The organism is Streptomyces sp. NRRL S-378, from assembly GCF_000720645.1.
GTDB lineage: Bacteria > Actinomycetota > Actinomycetes > Streptomycetales > Streptomycetaceae > Streptomyces.
The window spans coordinates 10,001-33,733 of sequence record NZ_JOBX01000019.1 but is presented as its reverse complement, the minus strand read 5'-3'; the positions used below and the strand labels follow the sequence as shown (position 1 = coordinate 33,733).

The window sequence follows — 23,733 nt, the reverse complement described above, 5'->3', positions numbered from 1 at the left end:
GACGTCAAGGCGGTACGGGACCCCGGAAACCACCAAAAGCCGCATCTCGCTCGACGACTTGTACAAATCACCGATCCGCCGGCGCGAACGGGACGGAAATGGCGCGCTCGCTCCCCCCGGCGGTCGCCGGTGGTGGAGCATGGACCCACGTACGGCGACGGAGGGGGTCAGAGGTCATGGCGGAAGCGGTACCGGTGCGCTGCCCGGCATGCCTGCGCGAGAACGGCTACACCGCGCCGGTCTTCCCCTGCGCCTGCGGAAGCCCGGTCCATCCCCCACTGGACCTGTCGGCGCCACCGGTGCTGATGACCCACCGCACCTGGTCGGACAGCTGGGTGGCGGTACGGTGCACGGCCTGCGGGCGGGAGAGCGAGTGGCCGCATCCCGAGGTGGGGTGCGGATCGTGCGGCACGGTGGTGCGCCTTCCGGTGCACCCGCTGGAGCAGCCGGAGGACGGTACGGGGCCCGGTGCGGGACCGGCAGCCGCGGCGGGTCCGGCGCGCTCGGCCGACCCTGCCGACCCGGCGGGCTCTGCGGGCGCGGACTCCGCTGGTCCTGCGGGCTCTGCTGGTCCCGCGGGCTCTGCTGGTCCCGCGGGCTCTGCGGGCTCCGCGGGTCGGGAGGGCCGGAGCGGGCAGGCCGGTCCGGCGCACATCGGCGGGGACGGGCCGGCGGACCTGCGCGGGGACGGAACGGCGGCCGGGCCCGACGGGGACCCGTCACACCTGTCGGCGCCCCCGGCCACGGCCGTGCCGCGCCCCGCGTTCCGGCCGGTGACCATCCGTACGGCCCGGGACGCGGTGGCCACCGCAGCGCTGTACCTGCGCTGGCTCGGCTTCCAGGACGTACGGCAGCCCGACGGGCGGCCGATCCCCTCGGCGGCGGTGGACCTGCGGGCGCCGGGACTGGTGGCCCAGGTGGACCCGACCACGGCTCCGGCCGGGCTGCGGGCGGTGGAGTGCGTCTGGCTGAACGGGCTCACGGCCTCGGCGACCAGCGTCTACTTCTCGCTCGCCGGTTACACGGAGGACGCCCGCAGCCGGGCGGACGCGCTCGGGATACCGCTGTTCGTCATGGATCTCACCGGCATGCCGCAGCCGGTCAACGACCCTGCGGACGCGCTGGTCGGATCGGGGGCCTGGCCGCAGACCCCTTAGGCTCGTGGCGATATCCGCTGCCTGTCGAGGAGAGTCCCGTGAGCCTGTACGACATCCCGCTGACCACCCTGTCCGACGAGCCCACCAGCCTGGCGGCGCACAAGGGCAAGGCGATCCTCCTGGTGAACACCGCCTCGCAGTGCGGGCTCACCCCGCAGTACTCGGGACTGGCCCGGCTGCAGTTCGCGTACGAGGCGAAGGGCTTCACGGTCATCGGCGTGCCCTGCAACCAGTTCGGCGGGCAGGAGCCCGGCAACGCCGAGGACATCCAGACCTTCTGCGCGGCCGGCTTCGGCGTCACCTTCCCGATGCTGGAGAAGTCCGAGGTCAACGGCGAGAACCGGCACCCCCTCTACCAGGAGCTGGTGAAGACCCCCGACGCGGACGGCGAGGCCGGGGACATCCAGTGGAACTTCGAGAAGTTCCTGATCTCCCCCGCCGGTGAGGTCGTGGCGCGCTTCCGTCCGCGTACCGAGCCGGAGGCCCCCGAGGTCATCGCCGCGATCGAGGCGCACCTGCCCGCGTAAGGCCACGCGGACGGGCGCTCGCGGCCGGGACAGGTCAGGCGGACGAGCGCTCGCGGCTGGGACAGGCCAGGCGGACGCCCGAGCGGGCGCGCGGGTCCGGGCGGGGCCGGGCGGGGCCGGGCGGGCGCGCCGCATGGGCGCGCCGCATGGGCGCAGGACCGCCCCGTCGGCCCCGGCACCGGGCACCGGGCTCAGCGCAGGTCGGCCTCGCGGTACTCGGCCGCTGAACCGGCCGCCGTGAGCTCCCGCAGCTCCACCCGCCGGATCTTGCCCGACACGGTCTTCGGGAGCTCGGCGAACTCGATGCACCGGATCCTCTTGTACGGGGACAGCACGGCGCGGGAGTGCTCGAACAGCACCCGGGCGGTCTCCGGGCCGGGCTCCCACCCGCCCGCGAGGGTGACGTACGCCTTCGGGACCGCGAGCCGCAGTTCGTCCGGGGCCGGGACGACGGCGGCCTCGGCGACCGCCTCGTGCTCCAGCAGGGCGCTCTCCAGCTCGAACGGGCTGATCTTGTAGTCGGAGGCCTTGAAGACGTCGTCGGAGCGCCCGACGTAGGTGAGGTACCCGTCGGCGTCGCGCGCGGCGATGTCGCCGGTCCGGTAGAGCCCGTCCGCCATGGCCTCCGCGGTGCGCCCCGGGTCGTCGCGGTAGCCGGTCATCACCCCGGCGGGCCGTACGCGCAGGTCCACGCACAGCTCGCCCTCCTCGGGGGACTCCTTGCCCGTGACCGGGTCCAGCAGGACGATCTCGTAGCCGGGCGCCGGGCGGCCCATGGAGCCGGGCTTGACGGGGACGCCCGGGAAGTTGCCGACCTGGAGGGTGGTCTCGGTCTGGCCGAAGCCGTCGCGGATCGTGATTCCCCAGGCCTCGCGGACCTTCTCGATGACCTCCGGGTTGAGCGGTTCACCGGCGGCGACGGCCTCGCGCGGCGGCCTGGCGAGCCGGGTGAGGTCGGACTGGATCAGCATCCGCCACACGGTGGGCGGGGCGCAGAAGGTGGTCACCCCGTGCCGGTCCATCTCGTCCATCAGGCGTTCGGCGTCGAAGCGGGTGTAGTTGTGGACGAAAACGGTCGCGCCCGCGTTCCACGGGGCGAAGAGGTTGGACCAGGCGTGCTTGGCCCAGCCGGGCGAGGCGATGTTGAGGTGCACGTCGCCGGGGCGCAGGCCCAGCCAGTACATGGTGGAGAGGTGGCCGATGGGGTACGAGGCGTGGGTGTGCTCGACGAGCTTGGGGCGGTCGGTGGTGCCGGAGGTGAAGTAGAGCATCAAGGGGTCGGTGGCGAGGGTCTCCCCGTCGGGGGTGAACCCGCCCTCGGGGTCCGGGGTGTCCGCGGCGTCGGCGAGCGGCAGCCAGCCTGCGGGGACCTCTTCCCGGTCCCCGGCGGCGATCCGGGTGTAGGCGCCGGGCACCTCGTCGAACTTGGCCGTGTCCTCGGCGCGCGCGACGACGTGGCGCACGTGGCCGCGTTCGACCCGGTCACGCAGGTCGGCCGAGCCGAGCAGGGGCGTGGCGGGGATGACGACGGCGCGCAGCTTCATCGCGCCGAGCATCACCTCCCACAACTCGCGCTGGTTGCCGAGCATGACGAGGATCCGGTCGCCGGGTGCCACGCCCCGGGCGCGCAGCCAGTTGGCGGTCGCGTCGGACCGTACGGCGAGCTGCGCGAAGGAGACGGCCTCGCTGGTGCCGTCCTCCTCGACGATGCGCAGGGCGTCGGTGTCGTTGCCGGCGGCGATGTGGTCGAACCAGTCGAGGGCCCAGTTGAAGCGGTGGGGGCGGGGCCAGGTGAATCCGGTGTGGGCGGCTTCGTAGTCGCCGCGTCGCTCCAGCAGGAAGTCCCGCGCGGCGAGGAACTGGGCGGTGGCGCTGTTCCGGTCACTTTCGGTCGTCATGGCAGGTATCGTGCCGCGTCCGGCGTGCGGACCACCAGGGCCGCGTCAGCCGTGAGTTGACCGTATGCGGTGGTTCGGCTGCGGTGCGGCGACGGGTCGGGATGCGGTGTAGCGGCGGGGCCGGGATGCGGTGTAGCGGCGGGGCCGGGATGCGGTGTAGCGGCGGGGCCGGGATGCGGTGCGGCGGCAGCTCAGTCGCGGATCGGCGCGAACCGTACGGACGGGGCGGGGCGGCCGGTCCCGTCGGGCAGCGCGCCCATGTCGGCGATCAGCTTCTCCCCCTCGGCGACGATCTCCTCCTCGGCCGCCTTCGGGACCCGGTCGAACAGTTCGACGGTGAGCGTCCCGCCCTCCAGCTTCCACAGTCCGGCGAGGAACCCGTCGACGAGCAGGGTGCAGTGGGCCTGATTGCCGGTCCAGCTGCGCCCCTTGACCTCGGGGGCGACCACGCGGGTCCGGTCGGCGTGGGAGAGCAGGAGGTTGTCGAACTCCGGCAGGAAGCGGGGCGGCGCCGGGGTGTCGGCCTCGGGCCGCGGCGCGTCGGGCAGGTCGAACAGCTCCACGCCGTTCTCGTCGCGGAAGACCGCCAGGCCCGGCCGCAGCCGCTCGAACGCCTCGCGCAGCCGGGTCAGCCCGGCCCAGGTCTGCATGTCCTTGACGGAGGCGGGCCCGAAGGCGGCCAGGTAGCGCAGTACGACGTCGTCCACGGGCTGCGCGGCCCCGGCGGGCTCGCCGAGCCAGTTCTCGACGGTGGTGAGCCGCACCTGCCCGCTGCGTCCCCAGACGCCGCGGGGCGTGACCTGGACCAGCGGCAGCCGGCAGCGTGCCGCGACGGACAGGGACTGCGGGTCGGCGTCGGGCCATTCCTGGAGCAGGTCCTCGCGGATCTCCGCCATGGTGCGCGGCGCGCTGTCGACGAGGGCGCGGGCCCGGTCGGCCAGCCGGTCCAGGTCCACCCCGACGAGGCCCTGACGAAAGTAGGCCACCTCGCGGTCGCGGGCGGGCTGGACGAGCGGGCGCAGGGTGAGGGCGTCGTGGGCGGTGTGGGTGTGGATGGTGGAACGCATGGTGACCATCCGGACCACCTCGCGTGACTCCATCAGCCCGGCCAGTTCGGCGGGCTCGAAGCCGGCCAGCCGGGCGTGCAGTTGGAAGTACGGCGGCTTGACGTTCTGCGCCTGCAGCCCGAGGAGGTGGGCGACGGCGTCCCGCGCGGACATCTCGGCGCGGCTCAGCAGCAGCTGGCGGGCGAGCGTGGCACGGTTCAGTGCGCGGGTGTCGAGTACGGGATGTGTCGTCCTGGAGGCCATGGCAGCAAGCTATCCCTCCTTGCGGACAGCTTCTGTCCGCAACTCCGCCTCGTCTCTCGGCCGGAACACGGGCCGGCCACCGGCTGGATCCCGACCGCACCCCGCCCGCCTCCTTATCCCCCTATATCCTGCCCCTTGCCCGTAAACACACGTTCGACCGGGAGCTGACCTGCGATGCCGGAGCGTCCTGACCGCCGCCCCTCGCCGCCGTCCGCCGCGAAGCGTTCGGGTTGGCGCCGCACCACCTCCCCGGCCCCGGCGCCGCCGTCCGCACGGAAGTCCGTACCGCCCCCCGCTCCGGCCGCCCCGGCACCCCCGAACCACCGCAGCGTGATCGACTCGGCCCTCTACCGCGACGGGCGCCGGGTGGCCTCCCCGGCCACCCTGGCCGACACCTTCCGGCAACTGCGCGAGGAGCCGGACGGGATGGCCTGGATCGGCCTGCACCGCCCGACGGAGCCCGAACTGCATTCCCTCGCAGCCGAGTTCAACCTCCACGAACTCGCCGTCGAGGACGCCCTCGAAGCCCACCAGCGCCCCAAGCTGGAACGCTACGGCGACACCCTCTTCGTCGTCCTGCGCGCCGCCCGCTACCTCGACGCACAGGAGGAGGTCGAGTTCGCCGAGCTCCACATCTTCGTCGGCCCGGACTTCCTGATCACGGTCCGCCACGGCAGCGCCCCGGACCTCTCGGCGGTCCGCCGCCGCATGGAGGCGAACCCTGCACTCCTCTCTCTGGGCCCGGAGGCCGCCCTCTACGCCATCCTGGACGCGGTGGTCGACGGCTACGCCCCCGTCGTCGAGGGCGTCCAGACGGACATCGACGAGATCGAGACGGAGGTCTTCCGCGGAGACCCGGCGGTGTCCCGGCGCATCTACGAACTCTCCCGGGAAATGGTCGAGTTCCAGCGCGCGACCCGCCCCCTGGTCGGCATGCTGCACGCCCTGATGGCGGGCTTCGCGAAGTACGGCACGGACGAGGAACTCCAGCGCTACCTGCGCGACGTGGCGGACCACGTGACGCACACGAGCGAACGCGTCGACGGCTTCCGCCAGGCCCTGACCGAAATCCTCACGGTGAACGCCACCCTGGTCTCCCAACAACAGAACGCAGAGATGCGCGCCCTGGCCGAAGCCGGCTTCGAACAGAACGAGGAGATCAAGAAGATCTCCGCCTGGGCCGCCATCCTCTTCGCACCCACGCTGGTGGGAACGATCTACGGCATGAACTTCGACAACATGCCGGAGCTCAAGTGGGCGGCGGGGTATCCATTCGCAATCCTGCTGATGGCGGTGGTCTGCGTGAGCCTGTACGTCATCTTCAAGAAGCGCGACTGGCTGTAGACCACACATCAAAACCGCTGATCAACTCAGCTCTTGCGAACACCCGAAATTGACCCGCAGGGCCCCTGGGGAGAATCCGCAGCCCGCCCATCGGGCGCTCCCCCCGCACCTTGGGGCTGACACCATCATGGGGCTCTGCCACTGAACCCGGCGTCATCACCGGCACAACGGCCGAGATCATGGAGCGCGCCACGACCGACGAGCAGCGAACCCTGCTGCTCCGCCCGGCCTAGGTGATCCACGAGGCGGCGGCCTGGCGCTCCATCACGCCGACGGTCACCGGTCAGTGCGTCGTACGGGTACCCGTACGGGTACGAGTGCGGGTACGGCTGCGGGCGAGGCTGCCGAGGGTGACGGCGGTCAGGCCGAGGAGGATCGCGACGTAGGCACCGCCGAGGCCGTTCCCGGTGCCGAGGCCGCCTCGGGCGGTGGCTGCGACCGTGGCGCCGATGGCCACCGCTATCGGCCCCGACACCAGGGCGGTGACCGCTCCGTTCCGCCGGGCCCAGGTGAGAACGCGTCCTCTGGCGGTGCTGCGGGCCAGCGCGAGGCCGCCACCCACCGAGCCGAGGAGGCCGAGCAGGGCCGACAGGACGGCCCCGATCCGGCCGGCGCTCACGGTGTAGACGTCCGCGGCGACCGTGTGGACGGTGGTGTCGGCGACGACGGCGGCGACGGAGAGTGTGGATTGGACGGACACGGGTGGTCCTGCCTTTCGGGGAGTGGTCTGGACGGGGTGCTCGCCGTGCGGGTGGGCGTCGGCGAGCCGCGTGCGCCGCGGTTCGCCCTGCGGCTAGTGCTGTGGCCGGGAAGGTTTGCCGGGTCGCGGCGTCCGGTGCGGTGCATCGCAGGGCGGAGGGCCGCGGCTCGTACTGGACGTACGTGCGCGGTCCGACAACGCGGCGAGGTACCGTGCGGGCGTCGCGACCCGGTGAACCTTTCCGGTCACAGCACTAGGTACGGGCGGCCGGGCGCAGCACCGGGCTCGGGGCCAGCGATCCGACCAGGGCCAGGGTGCTGAGGGCGAACATCACCACGCCCAGGGGGACGTGCAGCGAGGCCACGTGCGCCACGCCGAGTGCGACCTGGGCCGAGGCGAGGACGAGGAAGCCGGTGGAGTACAGGATGGGGCGCGGGGACCCGCCGCCCGGGCGCCATGCGAGGACCGTGGCGAGGACGTACAGCAGGGCTGCCGCGTACATCACCTTCGATCCGTAGTCGTGCATCACATAGGCGCGGGACGAGGTCAGCAGCAGGCCCGCGGTGGAGGCCTGGAAGAAGAGTGCGAGGGTCTGCAGGACCGTCGCGGTCTTGAGGAGGGTGCCGCCGCGCGGCGCCGCGGTCGTCTGTCCGGTCATGGTGTGGGTCGGCCCTTCCGATCGTGTGCGGTGGTGAGGATGCCTGCGGTCGTCGGCGTCGGGCCTCGGGTCGCGGGTAGCGGGTAGCGGGTAACGGGGTCATGGGGGTCGCAGGTCAAGGGGTGGCGTCTCGCTGTGTGCGGCCTCAAGACACCGCGTCGGCCGCCCTTGTGACAGCCTGTGGCGCAGATCACCCGGAGCGACGGCGGACCCGGGAGGGGGAGGGACCCGGGAGGGGAGAGGGAGCGGGGCCAGGAGCGCGAGCGGGAGCGGTACGCCGCCACGGGAGCAGGAGCGGGTTACGCCGCTACAGGAGCGGGTCGAGGGTGACGTGCGGGGAGAGCGCGCGCAGGAAGTCGCGGGCGTCGAACATCTCGCCCGCGGCGGCGACGCCGACGGTGCGGGTGCGGCCCGTGAGGACGCGTTCGAGGGCTTCGACGACGAGCGGTGCCGTGACGGCGTAGATGTCCTGGCCGTGGGCCACCGCCCTGCGTTCGACGCCGCCGCGCCGGACGACCGCGTCGACGACGAAGGTCTGGTCGGACCGGCCGCTCTCGTCGGCGGCGGCCGGCGCGGGCGTTGCGGGGGCGGCGATGTCCTGGACGGCGTTGGCCGTCATGTAGGTCGTGACCTCCGGGACGGAGAGGTGGGTGGGCACGGTCACCACGTCGGCCATCGTGAACTCCCCGATCACGGGCCGGGTGCCCGTCGGCTGCGGGAAGCGCCATTCGAGGGTGGGCGGGGCGTCGGTGCGGTACTCCCACCGGCCCCCGGTGTAGCGCAGGCGCCGCTCGCCGCGGCGTTCCCGGGAGACCGCACCCGAGAGCCGCGTCCCCGCGGTGGGGTGCCAGTTGCTCAGACCGTAGGCGATGTGCACCTCGTCGGCCTCGTCCCAGTCGCCCATGGCAGCGGTGGCCAGCAGGTCGCCGAGGCCGCCGAAGAAGGCCATCGCGGGGACGACGACCGCGTCGGCGGCCCGTGCCCGGTCCGCGAAGTGGGCGAAGGTGTCGATGTTGGCCTCCAGTTCGGCCGCCACGTCCAGGTACGGGACCCCGGCCCGCAGGGCGGTTTCGATCACGGGGGCGGTCGTCGAGGCGAACGGTCCGGCGCAGTTGACGACGGCGGCCGTACCGGCCAGCGCGCGGTCGAGCGAGTCCGGGTCGTCCACCGTCGCCGGGCGGGCGTCCAGACCGGTCTCGTCCGCCAGCACCTCCAGCCTGGCGCCGTCGCGGCCGGACAGCACGGGGACGAACCCCCGCTCCACCAGCTCCCGCACCACGAACCGACCGGTGTGCCCGTACGCGCCGAACACCGCAACCCGCTGTCCCGATCCCATGAACCCGCTCCTCCGCGTGCCGAGTTGTGCGCCGCGGGCCTTGATGGTCCGCCGCGCTCCGTCAGGAAGATCCTGGCGTGGAGCGACCCGGCACACGAGTGTCCGGAACGACACGACCCGTACACTTCCGGACGTGACCACTGTTGCGCTGGCCATCACCGACGGCATGCTGCACTTCGAACTGTCCCTGGCGATCGAGGTCTTCGGCTCCGACCTGACCCACATCGTCGATCCCTGGTACGACTTCGCACTCTGCGGCCCGAGCGCCGTCCAGGTCGACCGTTTCCGCCTCGTCCCCGACCACGGACTCGACCGGCTCCGGCGGGCCGACACCGTGATCGTCCCCGGCTGGGCCGACGTCGACCGGGACCCGCCCGCCGAACTGGTCGACGCCCTACGGGCGGCCCACGAGGCGGGGGCCCGCGTGGCCTCGCTGTGCACGGGCGCCTTCGTGCTCGCCGCCGCCGGCCTCCTGGACGGCCGCCGCGCGACCACGCACTGGGCGCACACCGAGGAGCTGACCAGGCGTCATCCCCGGGTCACGGTGGATCCCGACGTCCTCTACGTCGACAACGGCAGCGTGCTCACCTCTGCGGGCAAGGCCGCTGCCATGGACCTCTGCCTGCACCTGGTGCGCCTCGACCACGGCTCGGCCGTCGCCAACACGATCGCCCGGCGCCTGGTCGTCCCTCCGCACCGCGACGGGGGCCAGGCCCAGTTCGTGACCACTCCCGTGCCCACCCCGGGCAACCATCCGCTGGCCCGCCTGTTCCCCTGGGTGCTGCAGCGCCTGGACCAGGCGCTCACGGTGGAGGACCTGGCCCGTCAGGCAGGGATGAGCTCGCGCCACCTGGGGCGGCACTTCAGGTCGGTGACCGGCACCACCCCGCTGCAGTGGCTGCTCACCCAGCGCATCCGGCATGCGCAGGAACTGCTGGAGACCACCGATGACACCGTCGACACCATCGCGACGGCCACCGGCATGGGCACCGCCACCACCCTGCGCCGTCACTTCGCCCGGACGGTCGGTGTCCCGCCGGACACCTACCGCCGCACCTTCCGCACCCGGAGCCGTTCCCGTACCGGGACCGGGACCGGGACCGGGACCGGGACCGGGACCGGCTCCGCCCCCGCCCTGCCGGGCGACACCGCCGCCGAGGTCCTCGTCCGGCTCGGGTAGCGGTGGTCCGGTCTCCCCTGCCGTCGAGGTCCTGCGGGCGCGGCCGCCGTCGACCTGGCCGTCAGGGCCCTCGCCGGCAGGAGCCGACGCGGGCCCCGACGGCCGCCTCGGGCCCGGCGGGCACCGGCCTCACAGGCCGGCGAACGTCAGGGCCGCCGTGATGACGGAGCGGGCGACGGCCGCCGCGAACTCCGTGTCGTGGTCCTGGTCGTGGAGGGTGTCACCCGGGGTGTGGTACTGCCGCGTGCCCGTCCCCGGGTCTCCGTCGGGCGTGGAGAACAGGTCCTCGGAGACGGCGACGGCCGCCCACCCGCGCTCGTGGAAGCTCGCGTGGTCGCTGCGCCCAGCCGCCGGGTCGTCGAGACCCGTCAGCTGCTGGACCTTCGCCTCGGAGTCGATGACCGGCACGGTACGGGCGACACGCTCGCCCAGCGCGTCGGAGGCGCTCACGACCGGGCCCGACACGAGGGAGCCGGCGTGGATCTCGACGATGGGAGTGCTCCCCTGTTGCCGGCCCGCGATCATGTCCATCTGGAAGACGCCGGCGATGCGGTCGCCCGCCGCCGCGGCGGCGCGTGCGTAGTACTTGCTGCCGACCAGCCCCTGTTCCTCGGCGTTGAACAGCACGAAGCGCACGTTCCGGGTGGGCTCCCGGTTGCTGTCGAGGATCTGCCTCAGGCATTCGGCCGCGGCCATGACGGCGGCCGTGCCGCTGCCGTCGTCGTCGGCGCCCGGCGCGGGGTCCACCGCCGGATCGTAGGGGCGCGGATCGCCGTCCGCGTCGACGAAGAAGCCGTTCGCGGCGGTGGAGTCCATGTGCGCGCTGATGAGCACGGTGGAGTCGGCTCCGGCAACCGAGTACTCGGCTTCCACGTTCAGCAGCCGGTGGTCCCGCCACCGGAACGGGTGCAGGCGGACGGTCAGCCCGAGCTGCTCGAAGTGGCGCGCCAGCGCCTCGACGACCAGCGCGTTGTCCGCGGCCGCCGCGTCCCGGCTGAGCACCTTCACCGATCCTTCCTCCTCCAGCGGTTCGATGCCGGAGATGCGCGCCACGTGCCCGCCCAGCACGTCTGCCGTCACGGCCGCACGGACCGCGGCGACCGTCTGCGGGGAGGGCGCTGTGTCCTCGAAGGCCTCCACGAGTCCTGCGGGCGGGGCCTCGGCGGGGCGGGCGAGGAGCGACGGGTCCGGCAGCAGCCGTTCGGTGTGTCCCGGTTTCGCGCCGGGCAGGTGGACCTCCTCGACCGGGGCGCCGGCCGGTGCGGCGAGGTAAACACCGCCGGGCGCGGGCCCCAGCGGAACGGCCGACGGGGCTGCGGCTGCCGCCAGTTCGGCTGCGACGAAGGCGAAGACGGTCGTGGCGCGCAGTGCCGCTTCGGCGTCCGCCCGGGTCGCGGCGGGCGCGTCCGCGAGGGCCTCGACGGGCGGGAGCGGACGGTTGTCGCGGACGAGGAAGGCCGCCGTCTCCTCGACGCTCCCCTGCAAGTCCACGGCGAAGCCCGCTTGTTGGAGCGCTTCCACCCCGCTGGTGCTTGCCATGGCGAGTACGAGCCGTGCGGAGGCGACGTGCACCGGAACGGCCTCGGTCGCGTTCACGACGGTTGCCAGGTCGGACAGGTTCCGGCTTTCCGGCAGCCCGATACGGGCCCACAGGACGGGACGGTCCTCCAGGGCCGCGAGGGCGAAGGCGGGGTGGGCCGCCGTACGCATCCCCGCCTCCCGGGCGAAGGCGCGCTCCTGGGGGTCCTCGCCCACGAAGACGCAGCCGCCGGGCTCCACCGCCCGCGCCTGCGCGCTCGCGATCGCCCGGTCGAAGAGCGTCCGGCTGTCCTTCGGCCCCCAGTGCACGAGATCGTCGTCCGTGAAGCGGCCGGGGAACGCCTGGTGCAGGGCCGCCACCACGGTGGCCTCCTCCAGCGGCCCGGGGTTGGAGAGGATGCCCTCGGGAACGTCACCGAGGGAGTCGAGGGCCGCCATGACGCGCGGCAGCGGGTGGAGCGTCAGCGAGTCCCCCTCCAGGCGGGCATCCGCCAGAGTTCCCCCTATGTCGAAGAAGAACACAGGCATCTGAAGTCCTCCGTGACCCGGAAGCCCGGGGGGCCGGCGGCCACGTGTCCGGCCGGTGGCCGGGCACGCTGCTCCGAGGACAGGCTCCCGACCACTCCATCGTGGTCCTGTGGCCGGGCCCCCGCAATACCCTGCGAATGCCGTTGAACGTCGCACAGTTGAAGCGAACACGGGTGCGGGGAGGGTACGGGTGAGGGCCCGGGTCCGGGCCGGATCGGGGGCCGGATCCGGGTCCGGGGCCGGGGCCGGGGCCGGGGCCGGGTGCACCGTGCATCCCGGCGGGGTCGTCCGCTTGCCACCGGTGTCACCTGATGTGACGTTTGAAGTGGGTGTGCGAAGAGAACGCGCGCGCGAAGGGGCGGGGCAGCAGCAGCCGGGGGGCGATCACGGAGGGTCGTGTGATCAGCCATGTCACAGCTGGAAAGATTCCGCTATCACTTCACCGACGACCCGCAGGCGGACGCCCCTCCCGGGCCCGAGTCGGTTCGCGGTGTGGGCGCCCCGGAGGGCGTTGAGGAACGGAGTTTCAACTCGGCCGAGTCCGCCGCGCGCTTCTACCTGGCGGAGAAGCTCGCCGTGGAGGAGGCACCGGCGCTGCGTGAGGCCGTACGCGAGGACCGGCCCGAGCGGGTACCCGATCTCGTACTGAGCACGGAGCGCCGACAGGCCGGTACCGGCACCACCCTCGTCCGCTTCGAGCAGACCCGGCAGGAGATCCCCGTCTTCGGCGCCGAGGTGCTGGTCGAGCTCGACGAGAACCAGCGGCTGGTGTCGATGGACGGCAGGCTCGGCGAGGTCGCGGGCATCGGCACCGTGCCGGAACTGTCGGGCACGGAGGCCCTGGAACGGGTCAGGACGGCGACCGGCACCACGGTCGACGCCGCGGCACTGCCGCCGCCCACCCTGACCTACGTCAACAGCAACGACCAGTGGCACCTGGCCTGGCACCTGCGCGAGGTACCGGCCCAACTGCCGGAGAACCGCCGGGAGCCGGGCCAGCGCGGCCATGGCATGGGGGCGTCGCCGCGCGAGGCATTCCCGCTCACCGGATACCTCGTCGACGCGCACTCCGGCGAGATCCTCAAGTCCTACGGCATGTCCCCCACGATCACCGTACCGATCAGGCTGGAGGGCGAGGACGAGGTCAGCGCCCGGCAGCAGTTCCACGGAAGCCGGCAGAACGGCTCCTTCCTCCTGCACGACAGGTGGCGGCAGATCGCCACCTACGACATGGATTTCGCGGACATCGACACCACCCCGCCGCCGACCGTGGCGATCGGCTCGCCGCAGGCGGACTTCGGCGCCGGCCACCGGGCCGGGGTCTCGGCGCACGTCAATGCCGAGCGGGTGGACAAGTTCTACCGCAGCCAGCTCTTCCGCAACGGCATCGACGACGCCGACATGGACCTGGTCTCCCTGGTCAACTGCACGTATCACCCCGATGGGCCGGGGCCCGAGTGGTTCAACGCGTACTGGTCCGAAGGGCGGATGTGGTACGGCCAGGTGTCCGAGGGAGGCCGGCTGGTCAGCCTGGCCCGGCATCTCGACATCATCGCGCACGAGCTGACCCACGGCGTGATCGAGACCTCCAGCAACCTGATCTACCAGGACCAGTCCGGGGCGCTGAACGAGTCGCTGGCGGACACGATGGCCATCCTCATCTCCAACTGGTACGAGGCACCGGACCGCAACGACGTCGGCACCTGGAGCTGGGAGATCGGCGCCGGGATGGGTGGCGACGGGATACCGCTGCGCGACATGAGCGATCCCACCCGGACCGGCGATCCCGACCACATGGACGACTTCCTGTTCACGTCGCGCGACAACGGCGGGGTGCACACCAACAGCAACATCCACAACAAGGCCATGTTCAACCTGCTCACCTCGGTGGACGCCGAGGGCCGGCCGGTCCTCAGGGTCGAGGAGTGGGCGCTGCTGATCTACCTCGCCCTGGTGCGGCTGCTGAGCGAGTCGGACTTCTCGGACATGCGACGCGCCCTGCGGGACGTCACCGGCACGTACCTCTTCGGGAACCCCGAGCTGCTGACCGCCGCGCAGGCCGCGATCGACCAGGCGTACGACAAGGTGGGCATCGCCGCCTGACCGGACCGGCCGGCTCAGCCGGGCCCGCGCGGTCCGTACGACGTCGGTCCGTACGACGTCACAGTGCGCGCAGTGCGGGCAGCAGGGCCGAGCGGGCCCAGGCGAGGAAGGGTTCCTGCTGGTCGCCGCCGATCTGGACCAGGGCGACCTCGGTGAAACCGGCCTCCGCGTAGCGGCGTACCGCTTCGGTGACGGCGTCCACGTCGTCACCACACGGAATGGTGCCGGCCACGTCCTCGGGCCGTACGTACCGGGTCGCCTCGGCGAATCCGGCGGGGTCCGGAAGTTCGGCGTTGACCGGCCAGCCGCCCACCGCCCAGCGGAACTGGTCGTGGGCCCTGCGTACGGCGGCCTCCCGGTCGGGGTCGTAGCTGACGGGCAGCTGTCCGACGCAGGGCTTGCCGGAGCCGCCGTGCTCGCCGAACGCGGTCACCAGGTCGCGCTCCGGCGCGACGGCGACGAGCAGGTCGCCGAGCCGCCCCGCGAGCGCGCAGGAGGCCGGGCCCGAGGCCGCGATCCCGATCGGCGGAGGTACGTCGGGGAGGTCCCACAGTCTGCCGTTCTCGACGTCGAAGTGGGTGCCGTGGTGGTTGACGAGGTCGCCGTCCAGGAGGGACCGCACGATCCCCACCGCCTCTTCGAGCCGCTCCAGGCGCACGTGGGCGGCCGGCCAGCCCGGGCCGACGACGTGCTCGTTCAGGTTCTCGCCCGAGCCGAGCCCGAGCCGGAAGCGGCCCTGCGACAGGACCTGCATCGTGGCGGCCTTCTGCGCGACCACCGCGGGGTGGTATCGGAAGGTCGGGCAGGTCACGTACGTCATGAGCGGGATCCGGGTGGTGGCCTGCGCGGCGGCGCCCAGGACGCTCCACGCGTAGGGGGCGTGGCCCTGGGAGTCCAGCCAGGGGAAGTAGTGGTCGGAGATCACCGAGAAGTCGAAGCCCGCCCGCTCGGCCCCGACCACGTGGTCCACCAGGTCCCCGGGGCCGGCCTGCTCGGTCATCATCGTGTAGCCGATGCGCACCATGCCAGGCGCCTTGCCACTGCCGCCGCGCCGAAACCTCCCGGCCCGGGGCGCTCGGGGCTCTCGGGCGGCGGCCCGGCATGGGTACCGTGTTCGGGGGGAGCCGCACCCTAGGAAGGCGGTGGCTGCCATGGCACACGTGACGGTGGAAGGGGATGAGGTCGTCGTACGGCTGGGGCTGCGCGAGGGCCTGGCCGCGCGGCGGCGACAGGTGCGGGTACCGGTGTCGGCGCTGCGCGAGGTCCACGTCGAGCGGAGCTGGTGGCGCGTCCTGCGCGGCCGGGCCGGTTCCGGAACGTGGTCACCGGGGCGGTGCAGCGGGGTCCGCAGCCGGCCCGACGGCGAGGACTTCGTCGCGGTGAAGGCCGAGAGCACCGTGCTTTGCCTGGAACTGGCCGAGGGCGCGCCCTTCCGGCGGGTGGCCGTCTCGGTCCCCGATCCGGAGCGGGCCGAGCGCACGGTGCACGAGGCGATGCCGCATGGCTCCGGGCCCGAGACCGAGACCGACCCGGGGCCCGAGCCAGGTCCCCGGGACGCATCGCACAGGCCACCGCTCCAGCACGAGGGCGGCACGGCGGACGACCACGGCCGACAGCCGGGGGTCCCGTCGCGGACGGGCAGCGGCGCGGGGCGGCCGCCGCTGGACGCCGAGCGGGTGGAGCGGGCCAACGCGGACCGCGTACGCCACGACCACGTCGTCCACCCCCAGGACCACCCGGAACCTCCCGGCGCCGCCGGCTGACACCCGGGCGCTCCGTGGCTCAGAGGCTCCGCCGGAGCGAGGAGGAGTCACCGACGCCCACCAGCAGTTCGAACTGCCATTCCGGCTCACTGCCGCCACTGACCGGGTTGGCCGCCGGCAAGCGCGGGACCCGACCCGCCCCGCCGGCCTGATGTGGACGAGCCGGCAGCGAGCGGCGCGACCGGTCCGGCCAGCGCGACGTGTCGTCGAAGACCTGACGGGTGTCCCCGCTGCGGCACCCCGTACCGGCTCTGCAGCGGGGACGTTCGCAGGCGCTAGGGCCGACGGCCCGTGGCGGAGGCGAAGCCGAGCCAGGTGTGGCGGTTGCCCCACCAGCACCAGCCGACCTTGGGTGCGTTGCGCCGCTCCCGGCCGTCGCGTCCCGAACCGTTGCTGATCCAGATCGCTGGGGTGCGTGTGTCCAGTACGCCGTTCGCCTTGCGGAGCCGGGAGCCGATGGTCATGAAGCAGTGGTTGCGCTCGAGAGCCGCGGGCTGCTGGAGCACCCAGTGGATGCCTTCGGTCAGCAGCAGGGGGCTGCGGTGCTCCTCGGTGAGGGCGGGCAGCGCTTCTTCCGGGCTCCAGTTGGCCATGCGATCGCCGCGGTCGATGCCGGTGACCAGATAGAGGGGGGCGTCGGGCAGATCCACGTCGTTGGGGGCGAAGTCGTCGACGTCGGGCATGTCGACGACGACGAAGCCGGACTTGCCGTCGCGCTGGAGCAGGGGCGCGAGGGCAGAGGCGGCGACGCGGCCGGGATGGACGGCGAGCAGGGTGTCGTTCTCGACGGCGGCGCTGCCTGCGGCGGCGCTGTCCGGGGCGCTGTCTGCGGCGAAGGCACGCAGGTCGTCGGCGGTCATCCCGGCGAGCTCGTGCACCCCGAGCTCGATCAGGCGCTCGGCCTGAGAAGCGAGCGGAGGCAGGGGGGTCACGGCGGCGGACGCGGTGTCGGGCAAGGGACTCCTCGGTCTGCTGAAGGACTTGACGATCTTTCAACGGGGCGCTGCGCCGGAATGTTCCCGGTGCGGCACCGGGTCCGCCGGCCGCTCGGACGACGCAGGATGCGTCGACCGGGCACCGTGGCCGAGGCGCCGGCCGTCCGGGCCGGTTCCCCTACGGGGCGCTCCGCCCTCCAGCTCCTCGGGGGCCACGACGGACCGTGTCAGCGCAGCCGCCCGGGCTGGCCTCACCCCTACCCGGCGTACCCGGCAGACCCCGGGTGGCGGTCTGCGCATTCTCCGGTCTGCGCATTCTGCGGTCTGCGCATTCTGCGGTGTCCACAGCGGCGGGAACCTCTCCTACGCGTGGCTCCGCGAGCCGGGGCACCTGCCGGGCCGGCCCTTGCCCGGCCCCCGTGTCCGGCGACGCCATCCCTGAAGGGTCCCCCGCGCTCCCTGGAACCGGGCCGGGTCGGTGTCGCTTCCCCGCCCGGGTTTGGACGGCGACGGAGGGGTAGCCGCAGAGTGGGGACCTGCGCGCACGGAAGGGGTGTGAGCGGTCATGGGTGGCGACAGGGGCCAGAAGAGCAGCCGTACACCGGGCAGCGGGCGCGAGGAGCGGAGCCGGGGGCGGTCCCCGGATCCGGACCGGATGAGGACCGGCGGCCGGCCGCGTTCCCCGGACGAGATCGCGCACGAGCGCGGTCGCGAGGACGCGACGATGCGGGACGTGATGCGGGACCTGGACGAGCGGGACCTGGACGACCTGCGCGACGACCGCTGACCGCTGACCACCTTCGGCTCCCGCCCGGCCACGCCGCGGCCCGGCGGGAGCCCGGCCGGGGCGGGCGCCGGCAGGCGGGGGGCTTCAGCAGATTCGAGGGAGTTGTTCGCCGATCGGGAGGTCTACCACTCGGGTGCCGCCGAGGGCGGTGCGGGCCACCACCAGGCCCGGGTGGGCGTCCACGGCCTCGCCCACGACCGCCGCGCCGCGGCCCAGTGGATGGGCGCGCATGGCCTCCAGTACGGCCTCGGCGTGCTCGCGCGGCACGAAGGCCACCAGCTTGCCCTCGTTCGCCACGTACAGCGGGTCGAGCCCGAGGATCGCGCACGCGTTGGCGACGGCGGCGGGGACCGGGACGGCGCGTTCGTGGATCACGACGCCGGCGCCCGATGCCGCGGCGATCTCGTTCAGTGAGGCGGCCAGCCCGCCCCGGGTGGGGTCGCGCAGGACGTGCAGGTCGGGGGTGACGGCGAGCATGGTCCGGACGAGACCGCCGAGGGCGGCGCAGTCGCTCTCGACGTCCACCCCGAACTCCAGACCCTCCCGGACGCTCATGATCGCCACTCCGTGGAGGCCGATCTCCCCGCTGACGATCACGACGTCGCCCGGCACGACCCGCTGCGGGCGCAGGTCCACTCCGTCGGGGATGATCCCGATGCCCGCGGTGTTGATGTAGACGCCGTCGCCGTGGCCCGCCTCGACGACCTTGGTGTCGCCGGTGGCGACCTCCACTCCCGCCGCCCGCGCCGCGGCGCCCATGGCCTCGGCGACACGCGCCACCACGGACATCTCCACCCCCTCCTCCAGGATGAAGCCGCAGGACAGGTACGCCGCCTGCGCTCCGCTCATGGCCAGGTCGTTCACGGTGCCGTTGACCGCGAGGTCCCCGATCGACCCTCCGGGGAAGAAGAGCGGGCGCACCACGTACGAGTCGGTGGAGAAGGCCAGCCGCACGCCGCCGAGGGTGACGGCCGCGGAGTCCCCCAGCTGGGCCAGCACGTCACCGCCGAAGGCGGGGGCGAAGAGGTGCTGGACCAGTTCCGCGGAGAGCGTGCCACCGCCGCCGTGGCCCATCACCACGCGCGGGCGGTCGCGCAGCGGCGCCGGGCAGGTCCAGCCCGTGATGTCGAGGGCGGGGGTGGTCGCGACGTCAGACAACGGGGCTCGCCTCCAGGGCAGTGGTCGCGGCGGCGGGAACGGTCCCCAGCTCCAGCCGCCGGTAGAGGTAGTACGCGGCGCAGGCCCCCTCGCTGGAGACCATGGTGGCGCCGAGCGGGCTGCGCGGGGTGCACAGGGTGCCGAAGGCCTCGCACTGGTGCGGCTTCAGCAGCCCCTGGAGCACCTCGCCGCTGCGGCACTCGGCGGGCTCGCGGGTGTTGATGCCGCTGACCGAGAAGCGGTGTTCGGCGTCGAAGTCGCGGTAGCGGGCGGACAGCCGCCACCCGCTGTCCGGGATCACGCCGATGCCGCGCCAGGCCCGGTCGGTGACCTCGAAGACGTCCTCCAGCATGGCGAGGGCCGCCGGGTTGCCCTCGGGGCGGACGGCGCGCGCGTAGGCGTTGTCGACGGTGTGCTCGCCGCGTTCCAGCTGCCGCACGGCCCGGCGTACGCCCTCCAGGATGTCCAGCGGCTCGAATCCCGTGACCACGATGGGCACCCGGTGGCGCGCGGCCAGTTCGGGATACTCGCTCACGCCCATCACGCTGCACACGTGCCCGGCGGCCAGGAAGCCCTGGACGCGGCAGCTCGGCGACCGCATGATCGCCTCGATCGCCGGGGGGACCCGGACGTGGGAGACGAGCAGGCTGAAGTTGTGGATGCCGAGCTTCTTGGCCTGGTGGACCGTCATGGCGTTGGGCGGGGCGGTGGTCTCGAAGCCGATGCCGAAGAACACCACCTGGCGCTGCGGGTTCTCCCGGGCGAGCCGCAGGGCGTCGAGCGGGGAGTAGACGACGCGTACGTCGCCGCCTTCGCTGCGCACCTGGAAGAGGTCGCGGCCGGTGCCGGGGACCCGGAGCATGTCCCCGAAGGAGCAGAAGATCACGTCGGGGCGGGAGGCGATCTCCAGTGCCTTGTCGATGACCTCCAGCGGGGTGACGCACACCGGACACCCCGGGCCGTGGATCAATTCGACCTGTTCGGGCAGGAGTTGGTCGATCCCGTGCCGGATGATGGTGTGGGTCTGGCCACCGCACACCTCCATCAGGGCCCAGGGGCGGGTCACGGTGGCATGGATGTCGTCGAGCAGCCGGCGGGCGAGGGCGGGGTCCTGGAACTCCTCGATGTACTTCACGGCCGGCCTTCTTCCTGGGCGTGCTGGTCCTGGGCGTGCTGGGGTGCGGTGGCCTCTCCGGCGAACGGCGCGTCGGAGCACGGGGCGTCGGCGAACGGCCAGGGGGAGTCGGCGCCGGCCTGCGCGGCAGCCTGCTCCCACGGGTCGCCGAACTCCTCCTGGAGCATGCCGAGTTCCTCGAAGAGCGCGAGGGTCTGCCGGGCCGACTCCTCGTCGAGGCGCTGCAGGGCGAATCCCACGTGGACGATGGCGTACTCGCCGACCTGGAGGTCCGGCAGGTACTCCAGGCACACCTCCTTGTGCACACCGCCGAAGTCGACGGTAGCCATGCGGGTGCCGTCCTTCTCCCCGATGTCAAGCACTCTGCCGGGTACCGCCAGGCACATGGGCTTCTCCTTGCTGTGGGTGGTTCTGCGGTGCGGCGGCGGCCGCCACCATGAGCTGGCCCAGGGACAGTCCGCCGTCGTTCGGGGGGACCCGGCCGTGGCGCAGGACGGTGAACCCGGACGCCCGCAGCGTGCGGGCGCACGCGGAGGACAGCAGGGTGTTGGCGAAGACGCCGCCGGTCAGCGCGACGGTGTCCAGGCCGTGCCGTTCGCGCGCGAGTCCGCACAGCTCGACGACGAGGGCGGCGACACCGGCGTGGAAAGCGGCGGCGATCAGCCCGGCACCGGTGCCCGCGCGTACGTCGGCCACGACGGCCGCGAGCAGCGGCGCCGGGTCGGCGACGACCGGGCCGGTGCCGGGGTGCGGCGGGACGCGCAGCCCGAAGGCGTAGCCGGGGCCGGCGGTGCCCGCGGCGAGGGCCGCGGCCTCCAGTTCGATCGCGGCCTGTGCCTCGTAGCCGGCGTGGTGGCAGACGCCCGCCAGGGAGGAGACCGCGTCGAAGAGGCGCCCCATGCTGGAGGTCGGCACGCAGTTCAGGCCGCGCTCCAGCTGGCGTTCCAGTACGCGCAGTTCCCCGGCCGGGCAGGCGGCGACGCAGGGCAGGTCCGGGGTCCGGGCCAGGCCGGCCGCCCGCAGGTGGGCCAGGGCCATCCGGTACGGGCGGTGCACGGCCGCGTCGCCGCCGGGCAGCGGCACGTAGCCGAGGTGGGCGAACCGGGTGTAACCGGCGTAGTCGGCGAGGAGGACCTCGCCGCCCCACACGGCGCCGTCGTCGCCGTAGCCGGTGCCGTCGAAGGCGACGCCGATCACCGGGTGTTCGCCGTCCAGGCCGTGCTCCGCCAGGGCCGAGGCGATGTGCGCGTGGTGGTGCTGCACGCGGACGAGCGGCCGGGTGCCGGCGGTGCGCAGCGCCCACCGGACGGAGCGGTAGCCCGGGTGGCGGTCCGCCGCGAGGAGTGCGGGGCTGACGCCGGTGATGGACTCCAGCTGCCGCTCGGCGCGTTCGAGGGCGTTCTGGGTGGCGAGGTCGTCCATGTCGCCGATGTGGGCGGACAGCCAGGCCTTGCGCCCCTCGCCGAGGCAGAAGGTGTTCTTGAGGTCGCCGCCGACGGCGAGGGTCGCGGGGACGGTCCGGGGCAGCGTCATCGGCAGCGGGGCGTAGCCACGGGCGCGGCGTACGGTCAGCGTCTCGCCGTCGCAGACCCGCACCACGGAGTCGTCACACGGCACGTGGATGGGGCGGTCGTGGGTGAGCCAGGCGTCGGCGAGGCCGGCGAGCCGCTCCAGGGCCTCGTCGTCGTCGGTCACGATGGGTTCTCCGGCGAGGTTCCCGCTGGTCATGATGAGCAGGCGGGGGCCCGGCGGGTCACCGGGCAGGCCGAGCAGCAGGTGGTGGACGGGGGTGTACGGGAGCATCACGCCGAGGTCGGGACAGCGCGGGGCGACGTCCTCGGCGAGTGCTCCGGGCGCAGCCCCGGGGTCCGTGGCGCCGCGGCGGCGCAGCAGCACGATGGGACGTACGCCGCCCTGGAGCAGGGCGCGCTCCTCGGGGCCGATGTGCGCGTACTGTTCGGCGTCCGCGAGGTCACGGGCCATCAGGGCGAAGGGCTTGTCTCCGCGGGCCTTGCGGCGGCGCAGCTCGGCTACGGCTCCGGGGTGGGTGGCGTCGCAGGCGAGGTGGTAGCCGCCCAGGCCCTTGATGGCGAGGATCGCCCCGGCCGCCAGGAGCCGGCGGGCACCGGTGACCGGGTCGTCGTCCGGGGTCTCGCAGGGGGGCCGACCGGTGAGCAGGGTCAGCCGGGGGCCGCAGGCCGGGCAGGCGACCGGCTGGGCGTGGAAGCGGCGGTCGGCGGGGTCGGCGTACTCCCGGGAGCAGTCCGGGCACATGGGGAAGCGGGCCATGGTGGTGTGGGCGCGGTCGTAGGGCAGCCCGGTGACGATGGTGAACCGCGGCCCGCAGTGGGTGCAGGTGATGAAGGGGTGCCGGTGGCGCCGGTCGGCGGGGTCCGCGAGTTCGGCGAGGCAGTCGGCGCAGGTGGCGACGTCCGGGGAGACGAGCGTCCGGGCGGGGCCGCCGGTCCGGGAGGCGATGATGGTGAATCCGGTGCCGCCCGCGACGGGAACCTCGTGGTGGTCGACCGCGTCCACGACGGCCAGGGGCGGTGCGTCCGCCGCGAGGTGTTCGCAGAACAGGGTGACGGCGGCCGGTGCGCCCTCGACCTCGGCGACGACGCCCTCGGGGGTGTTGGTGACGTGCCCGGCGAGGCCGAGCCCGGTCGCGCGCGTGTAGACGTAGGGGCGGAAGCCGACGCCCTGGACCACGCCGCGGACGGTGACGCGGCGGCGCTGCACCGCCTCCATCAGCGGGTCTGCGCGGCGGGCTCGGCGTGCGGGGGCCGCTGATCGAGGTCGGGGCCGTGGTCGTGGCCGGGACCCCCGGCACGGCCGTCGGCATGGCCGCCGGTGTGGCCGTCGCTGTGGCCGTCGGCTGGGGCGTGGGTGTGGCCGGGCCCGTGGTGGTGATGGTGGTGGTCGGACCCGTGCTCGTGATCGTGTCCGTGGCCGTGCCGGTGTCCGTGGTCGTGGCCCTGCGCCTGCTGCCGGCGGGCCATCACCGGTGTGTGCGTCCCGGCGCCCGATCCGGCCGCCAGCGCCCGGTCCAGCAGGATGCCCAGGCCTCCGCCCGCGCGGGCGGAGGTCATGACGATCTCCACGCCGGGATTGACCCGTTCGACGTTGGCGCGGAAGGCCGCCTCGTCGAACTCGACGGCCCGCGCGATGTCGGTCTTGGTGACGACCACCAGCTGCGCGAGTCCGAACGCGGTCGGGTACTTCAGCGGCTTGTCCTCGCCCTCGGTGACCGAGGCGAGCACCACCCGCAGCGTCTCCCCCAGGTCGTAGCTCGCGGGGCAGACCAGGTTCCCCACGTTCTCCACGAAGAGGATCCGGGTGTCCTCGGGCAGCCAGCCGTCCAGGTGCCGGCCGAGCATCCCGGCCTCCAGGTGGCACAGCCCGTCCGTGAGCACCTGCTTGACCGGCACGCCCGAACGGGCGAGCCGCAGCGCGTCGTTCTCGGTGGCCAGGTCCGCGGTCAGCGCGGCGACCGCCACCCCCCGCTCCCGGGCCAGGAGCAGTTCGCGCTCCAGGAGCGCCGTCTTGCCGCTGCCGGGGCTGGAGAGCAGGTTGACCACCGTCGTACCGCGGGCGGTGAGTCCGGTGCGCAGGGCCTGGGCGGCACCGTCGTTCTTGGCGAGTACCGCCTGCCGCAGATCGACCACTCGGCACATG

At 73.2% G+C, this 23,733-nt stretch carries 21 protein-coding genes; 7 read left to right on the top strand and 14 right to left on the bottom strand.

Translation table 11 applies throughout. The annotated features are described in order from the left end of the window. Positions 1-226: 226 nt before the first annotated feature. Entirely contained in the window at positions 227-412 is a 186-nt protein-coding gene (locus IH80_RS45370) for a hypothetical protein (RefSeq protein ID WP_199819270.1), read from the bottom strand. Here IH80_RS45370 and IH80_RS0116225 point away from each other — a divergent pair. After that, a complete protein-coding gene (locus IH80_RS0116225; RefSeq protein ID WP_199819269.1) occupies positions 336-1,157 on the top strand; it encodes a hypothetical protein in 822 nt (273 codons plus the stop codon). The two genes, IH80_RS45370 and IH80_RS0116225, sit on opposite strands and share 77 nt — an antisense overlap. A gap of 38 nt (positions 1,158-1,195) precedes the next feature. Next, positions 1,196-1,684 (top strand): glutathione peroxidase, encoded by a 489-nt coding sequence (locus tag IH80_RS0116220; RefSeq protein WP_030961145.1) that lies wholly within the window; start codon positions 1,196-1,198, stop codon positions 1,682-1,684. A gap of 191 nt (positions 1,685-1,875) precedes the next feature. Here IH80_RS0116220 and IH80_RS0116215 read toward each other — a convergent pair whose 3' ends face one another. Continuing rightward, the gene (locus IH80_RS0116215) at positions 1,876-3,582 is read right to left on the bottom strand and encodes an AMP-binding protein (protein ID WP_030961144.1); all 1,707 of its coding nucleotides are present in this window, start codon (positions 3,580-3,582) and stop codon (positions 1,876-1,878) included. 191 nt (positions 3,583-3,773) lie between these two features. Next, positions 3,774-4,892, bottom strand: coding sequence for a winged helix DNA-binding domain-containing protein (locus IH80_RS0116210; RefSeq protein ID WP_030961142.1), 1,119 nt, complete (start codon positions 4,890-4,892; stop codon positions 3,774-3,776). A 174-nt stretch (positions 4,893-5,066) separates the two neighbouring features. Between IH80_RS0116210 and IH80_RS0116205 the strand changes: the two genes are divergently transcribed. After that, entirely contained in the window at positions 5,067-6,236 is a 1,170-nt protein-coding gene (locus IH80_RS0116205) for a magnesium and cobalt transport protein CorA (protein ID WP_030961140.1), read from the top strand. Positions 6,237-6,519: 283 nt separating this feature from the next. Here IH80_RS0116205 and IH80_RS0116200 read toward each other — a convergent pair whose 3' ends face one another. From IH80_RS0116200 to IH80_RS0116190, 3 genes are all read right to left on the bottom strand, one after another. After that, positions 6,520-6,936, bottom strand: coding sequence for a DUF6223 family protein (locus IH80_RS0116200; protein ID WP_030961139.1), 417 nt, complete (start codon positions 6,934-6,936; stop codon positions 6,520-6,522). A gap of 253 nt (positions 6,937-7,189) precedes the next feature. Then, positions 7,190-7,594 (bottom strand): hypothetical protein, encoded by a 405-nt coding sequence (locus IH80_RS0116195; RefSeq protein ID WP_051809396.1) that lies wholly within the window; start codon positions 7,592-7,594, stop codon positions 7,190-7,192. 307 nt (positions 7,595-7,901) lie between these two features. Then, positions 7,902-8,930 carry a saccharopine dehydrogenase NADP-binding domain-containing protein gene (locus tag IH80_RS0116190; RefSeq protein WP_030961137.1) on the bottom strand — a complete coding sequence of 343 codons (1,029 nt, stop codon included), beginning with the start codon at positions 8,928-8,930 and terminating at the stop codon, positions 7,902-7,904. A 133-nt stretch (positions 8,931-9,063) separates the two neighbouring features. Between IH80_RS0116190 and IH80_RS0116185 the strand changes: the two genes are divergently transcribed. Further along, a complete protein-coding gene (locus tag IH80_RS0116185) occupies positions 9,064-10,110 on the top strand; it encodes a helix-turn-helix domain-containing protein (protein ID WP_078906564.1) in 1,047 nt (348 codons plus the stop codon). Positions 10,111-10,239: 129 nt separating this feature from the next. On the opposite strand, the gene IH80_RS0116180 is transcribed toward IH80_RS0116185, so the two are convergent. Next, positions 10,240-12,177 (bottom strand): M20/M25/M40 family metallo-hydrolase, encoded by a 1,938-nt coding sequence (locus IH80_RS0116180; RefSeq protein ID WP_030961134.1) that lies wholly within the window; start codon positions 12,175-12,177, stop codon positions 10,240-10,242. Positions 12,178-12,585: 408 nt separating this feature from the next. Here IH80_RS0116180 and IH80_RS0116175 point away from each other — a divergent pair, with 408 nt between their 5' ends. Further along, positions 12,586-14,280 (top strand): M4 family metallopeptidase, encoded by a 1,695-nt coding sequence (locus IH80_RS0116175; protein WP_030961132.1) that lies wholly within the window; start codon positions 12,586-12,588, stop codon positions 14,278-14,280. A gap of 58 nt (positions 14,281-14,338) precedes the next feature. On the opposite strand, the gene IH80_RS0116170 is transcribed toward IH80_RS0116175, so the two are convergent. Further along, positions 14,339-15,304, bottom strand: a complete 966-nt coding sequence (locus IH80_RS0116170) for an LLM class F420-dependent oxidoreductase (protein ID WP_030961131.1) — start codon at positions 15,302-15,304, stop codon at positions 14,339-14,341. Positions 15,305-15,431: 127 nt separating this feature from the next. Here IH80_RS0116170 and IH80_RS45365 point away from each other — a divergent pair, with 127 nt between their 5' ends. Continuing rightward, the gene (locus IH80_RS45365) at positions 15,432-16,043 is read left to right on the top strand and encodes a hypothetical protein (RefSeq protein WP_051809394.1); all 612 of its coding nucleotides are present in this window, start codon (positions 15,432-15,434) and stop codon (positions 16,041-16,043) included. 275 nt (positions 16,044-16,318) lie between these two features. Here IH80_RS45365 and IH80_RS0116160 read toward each other — a convergent pair whose 3' ends face one another. Continuing rightward, entirely contained in the window at positions 16,319-16,999 is a 681-nt protein-coding gene (locus IH80_RS0116160) for a DUF5701 family protein (protein ID WP_030961129.1), read from the bottom strand. 544 nt (positions 17,000-17,543) lie between these two features. On the opposite strand from IH80_RS0116160, the gene IH80_RS44750 reads away from it, so the two are divergent. Continuing rightward, positions 17,544-17,765, top strand: coding sequence for a hypothetical protein (locus tag IH80_RS44750; protein ID WP_158943488.1), 222 nt, complete (start codon positions 17,544-17,546; stop codon positions 17,763-17,765). An 84-nt stretch (positions 17,766-17,849) separates the two neighbouring features. Here IH80_RS44750 and hypE read toward each other — a convergent pair whose 3' ends face one another. From hypE to hypB, 5 genes are read right to left on the bottom strand one after another with little or no spacing between them, the layout of a single operon-like run. Continuing rightward, the gene (hypE, locus tag IH80_RS0116150; protein WP_030961127.1) at positions 17,850-18,923 is read right to left on the bottom strand and encodes a hydrogenase expression/formation protein HypE; all 1,074 of its coding nucleotides are present in this window, start codon (positions 18,921-18,923) and stop codon (positions 17,850-17,852) included. After that, positions 18,916-20,058: a hydrogenase formation protein HypD gene (gene hypD / locus IH80_RS0116145; protein WP_030961125.1), complete on the bottom strand. Its 1,143-nt coding sequence runs from the start codon at positions 20,056-20,058 to the stop codon at positions 18,916-18,918. The genes hypE and hypD overlap by 8 nt, the downstream gene beginning before the upstream one ends. Beyond that, positions 20,055-20,444, bottom strand: a complete 390-nt coding sequence (locus IH80_RS39400; RefSeq protein WP_234432257.1) for a HypC/HybG/HupF family hydrogenase formation chaperone — start codon at positions 20,442-20,444, stop codon at positions 20,055-20,057. The genes hypD and IH80_RS39400 overlap by 4 nt, the downstream gene beginning before the upstream one ends. After that, positions 20,413-22,806, bottom strand: a complete 2,394-nt coding sequence (gene hypF, locus IH80_RS0116135) for a carbamoyltransferase HypF (RefSeq protein ID WP_051809392.1) — start codon at positions 22,804-22,806, stop codon at positions 20,413-20,415. The genes IH80_RS39400 and hypF overlap by 32 nt, the downstream gene beginning before the upstream one ends. Beyond that, positions 22,806-23,732 (bottom strand): hydrogenase nickel incorporation protein HypB, encoded by a 927-nt coding sequence (gene hypB, locus IH80_RS39395; protein ID WP_078906562.1) that lies wholly within the window; start codon positions 23,730-23,732, stop codon positions 22,806-22,808. Before hypB ends, hypF begins: the two co-directional genes overlap by 1 nt. Position 23,733: the final 1 nt, after the last annotated feature.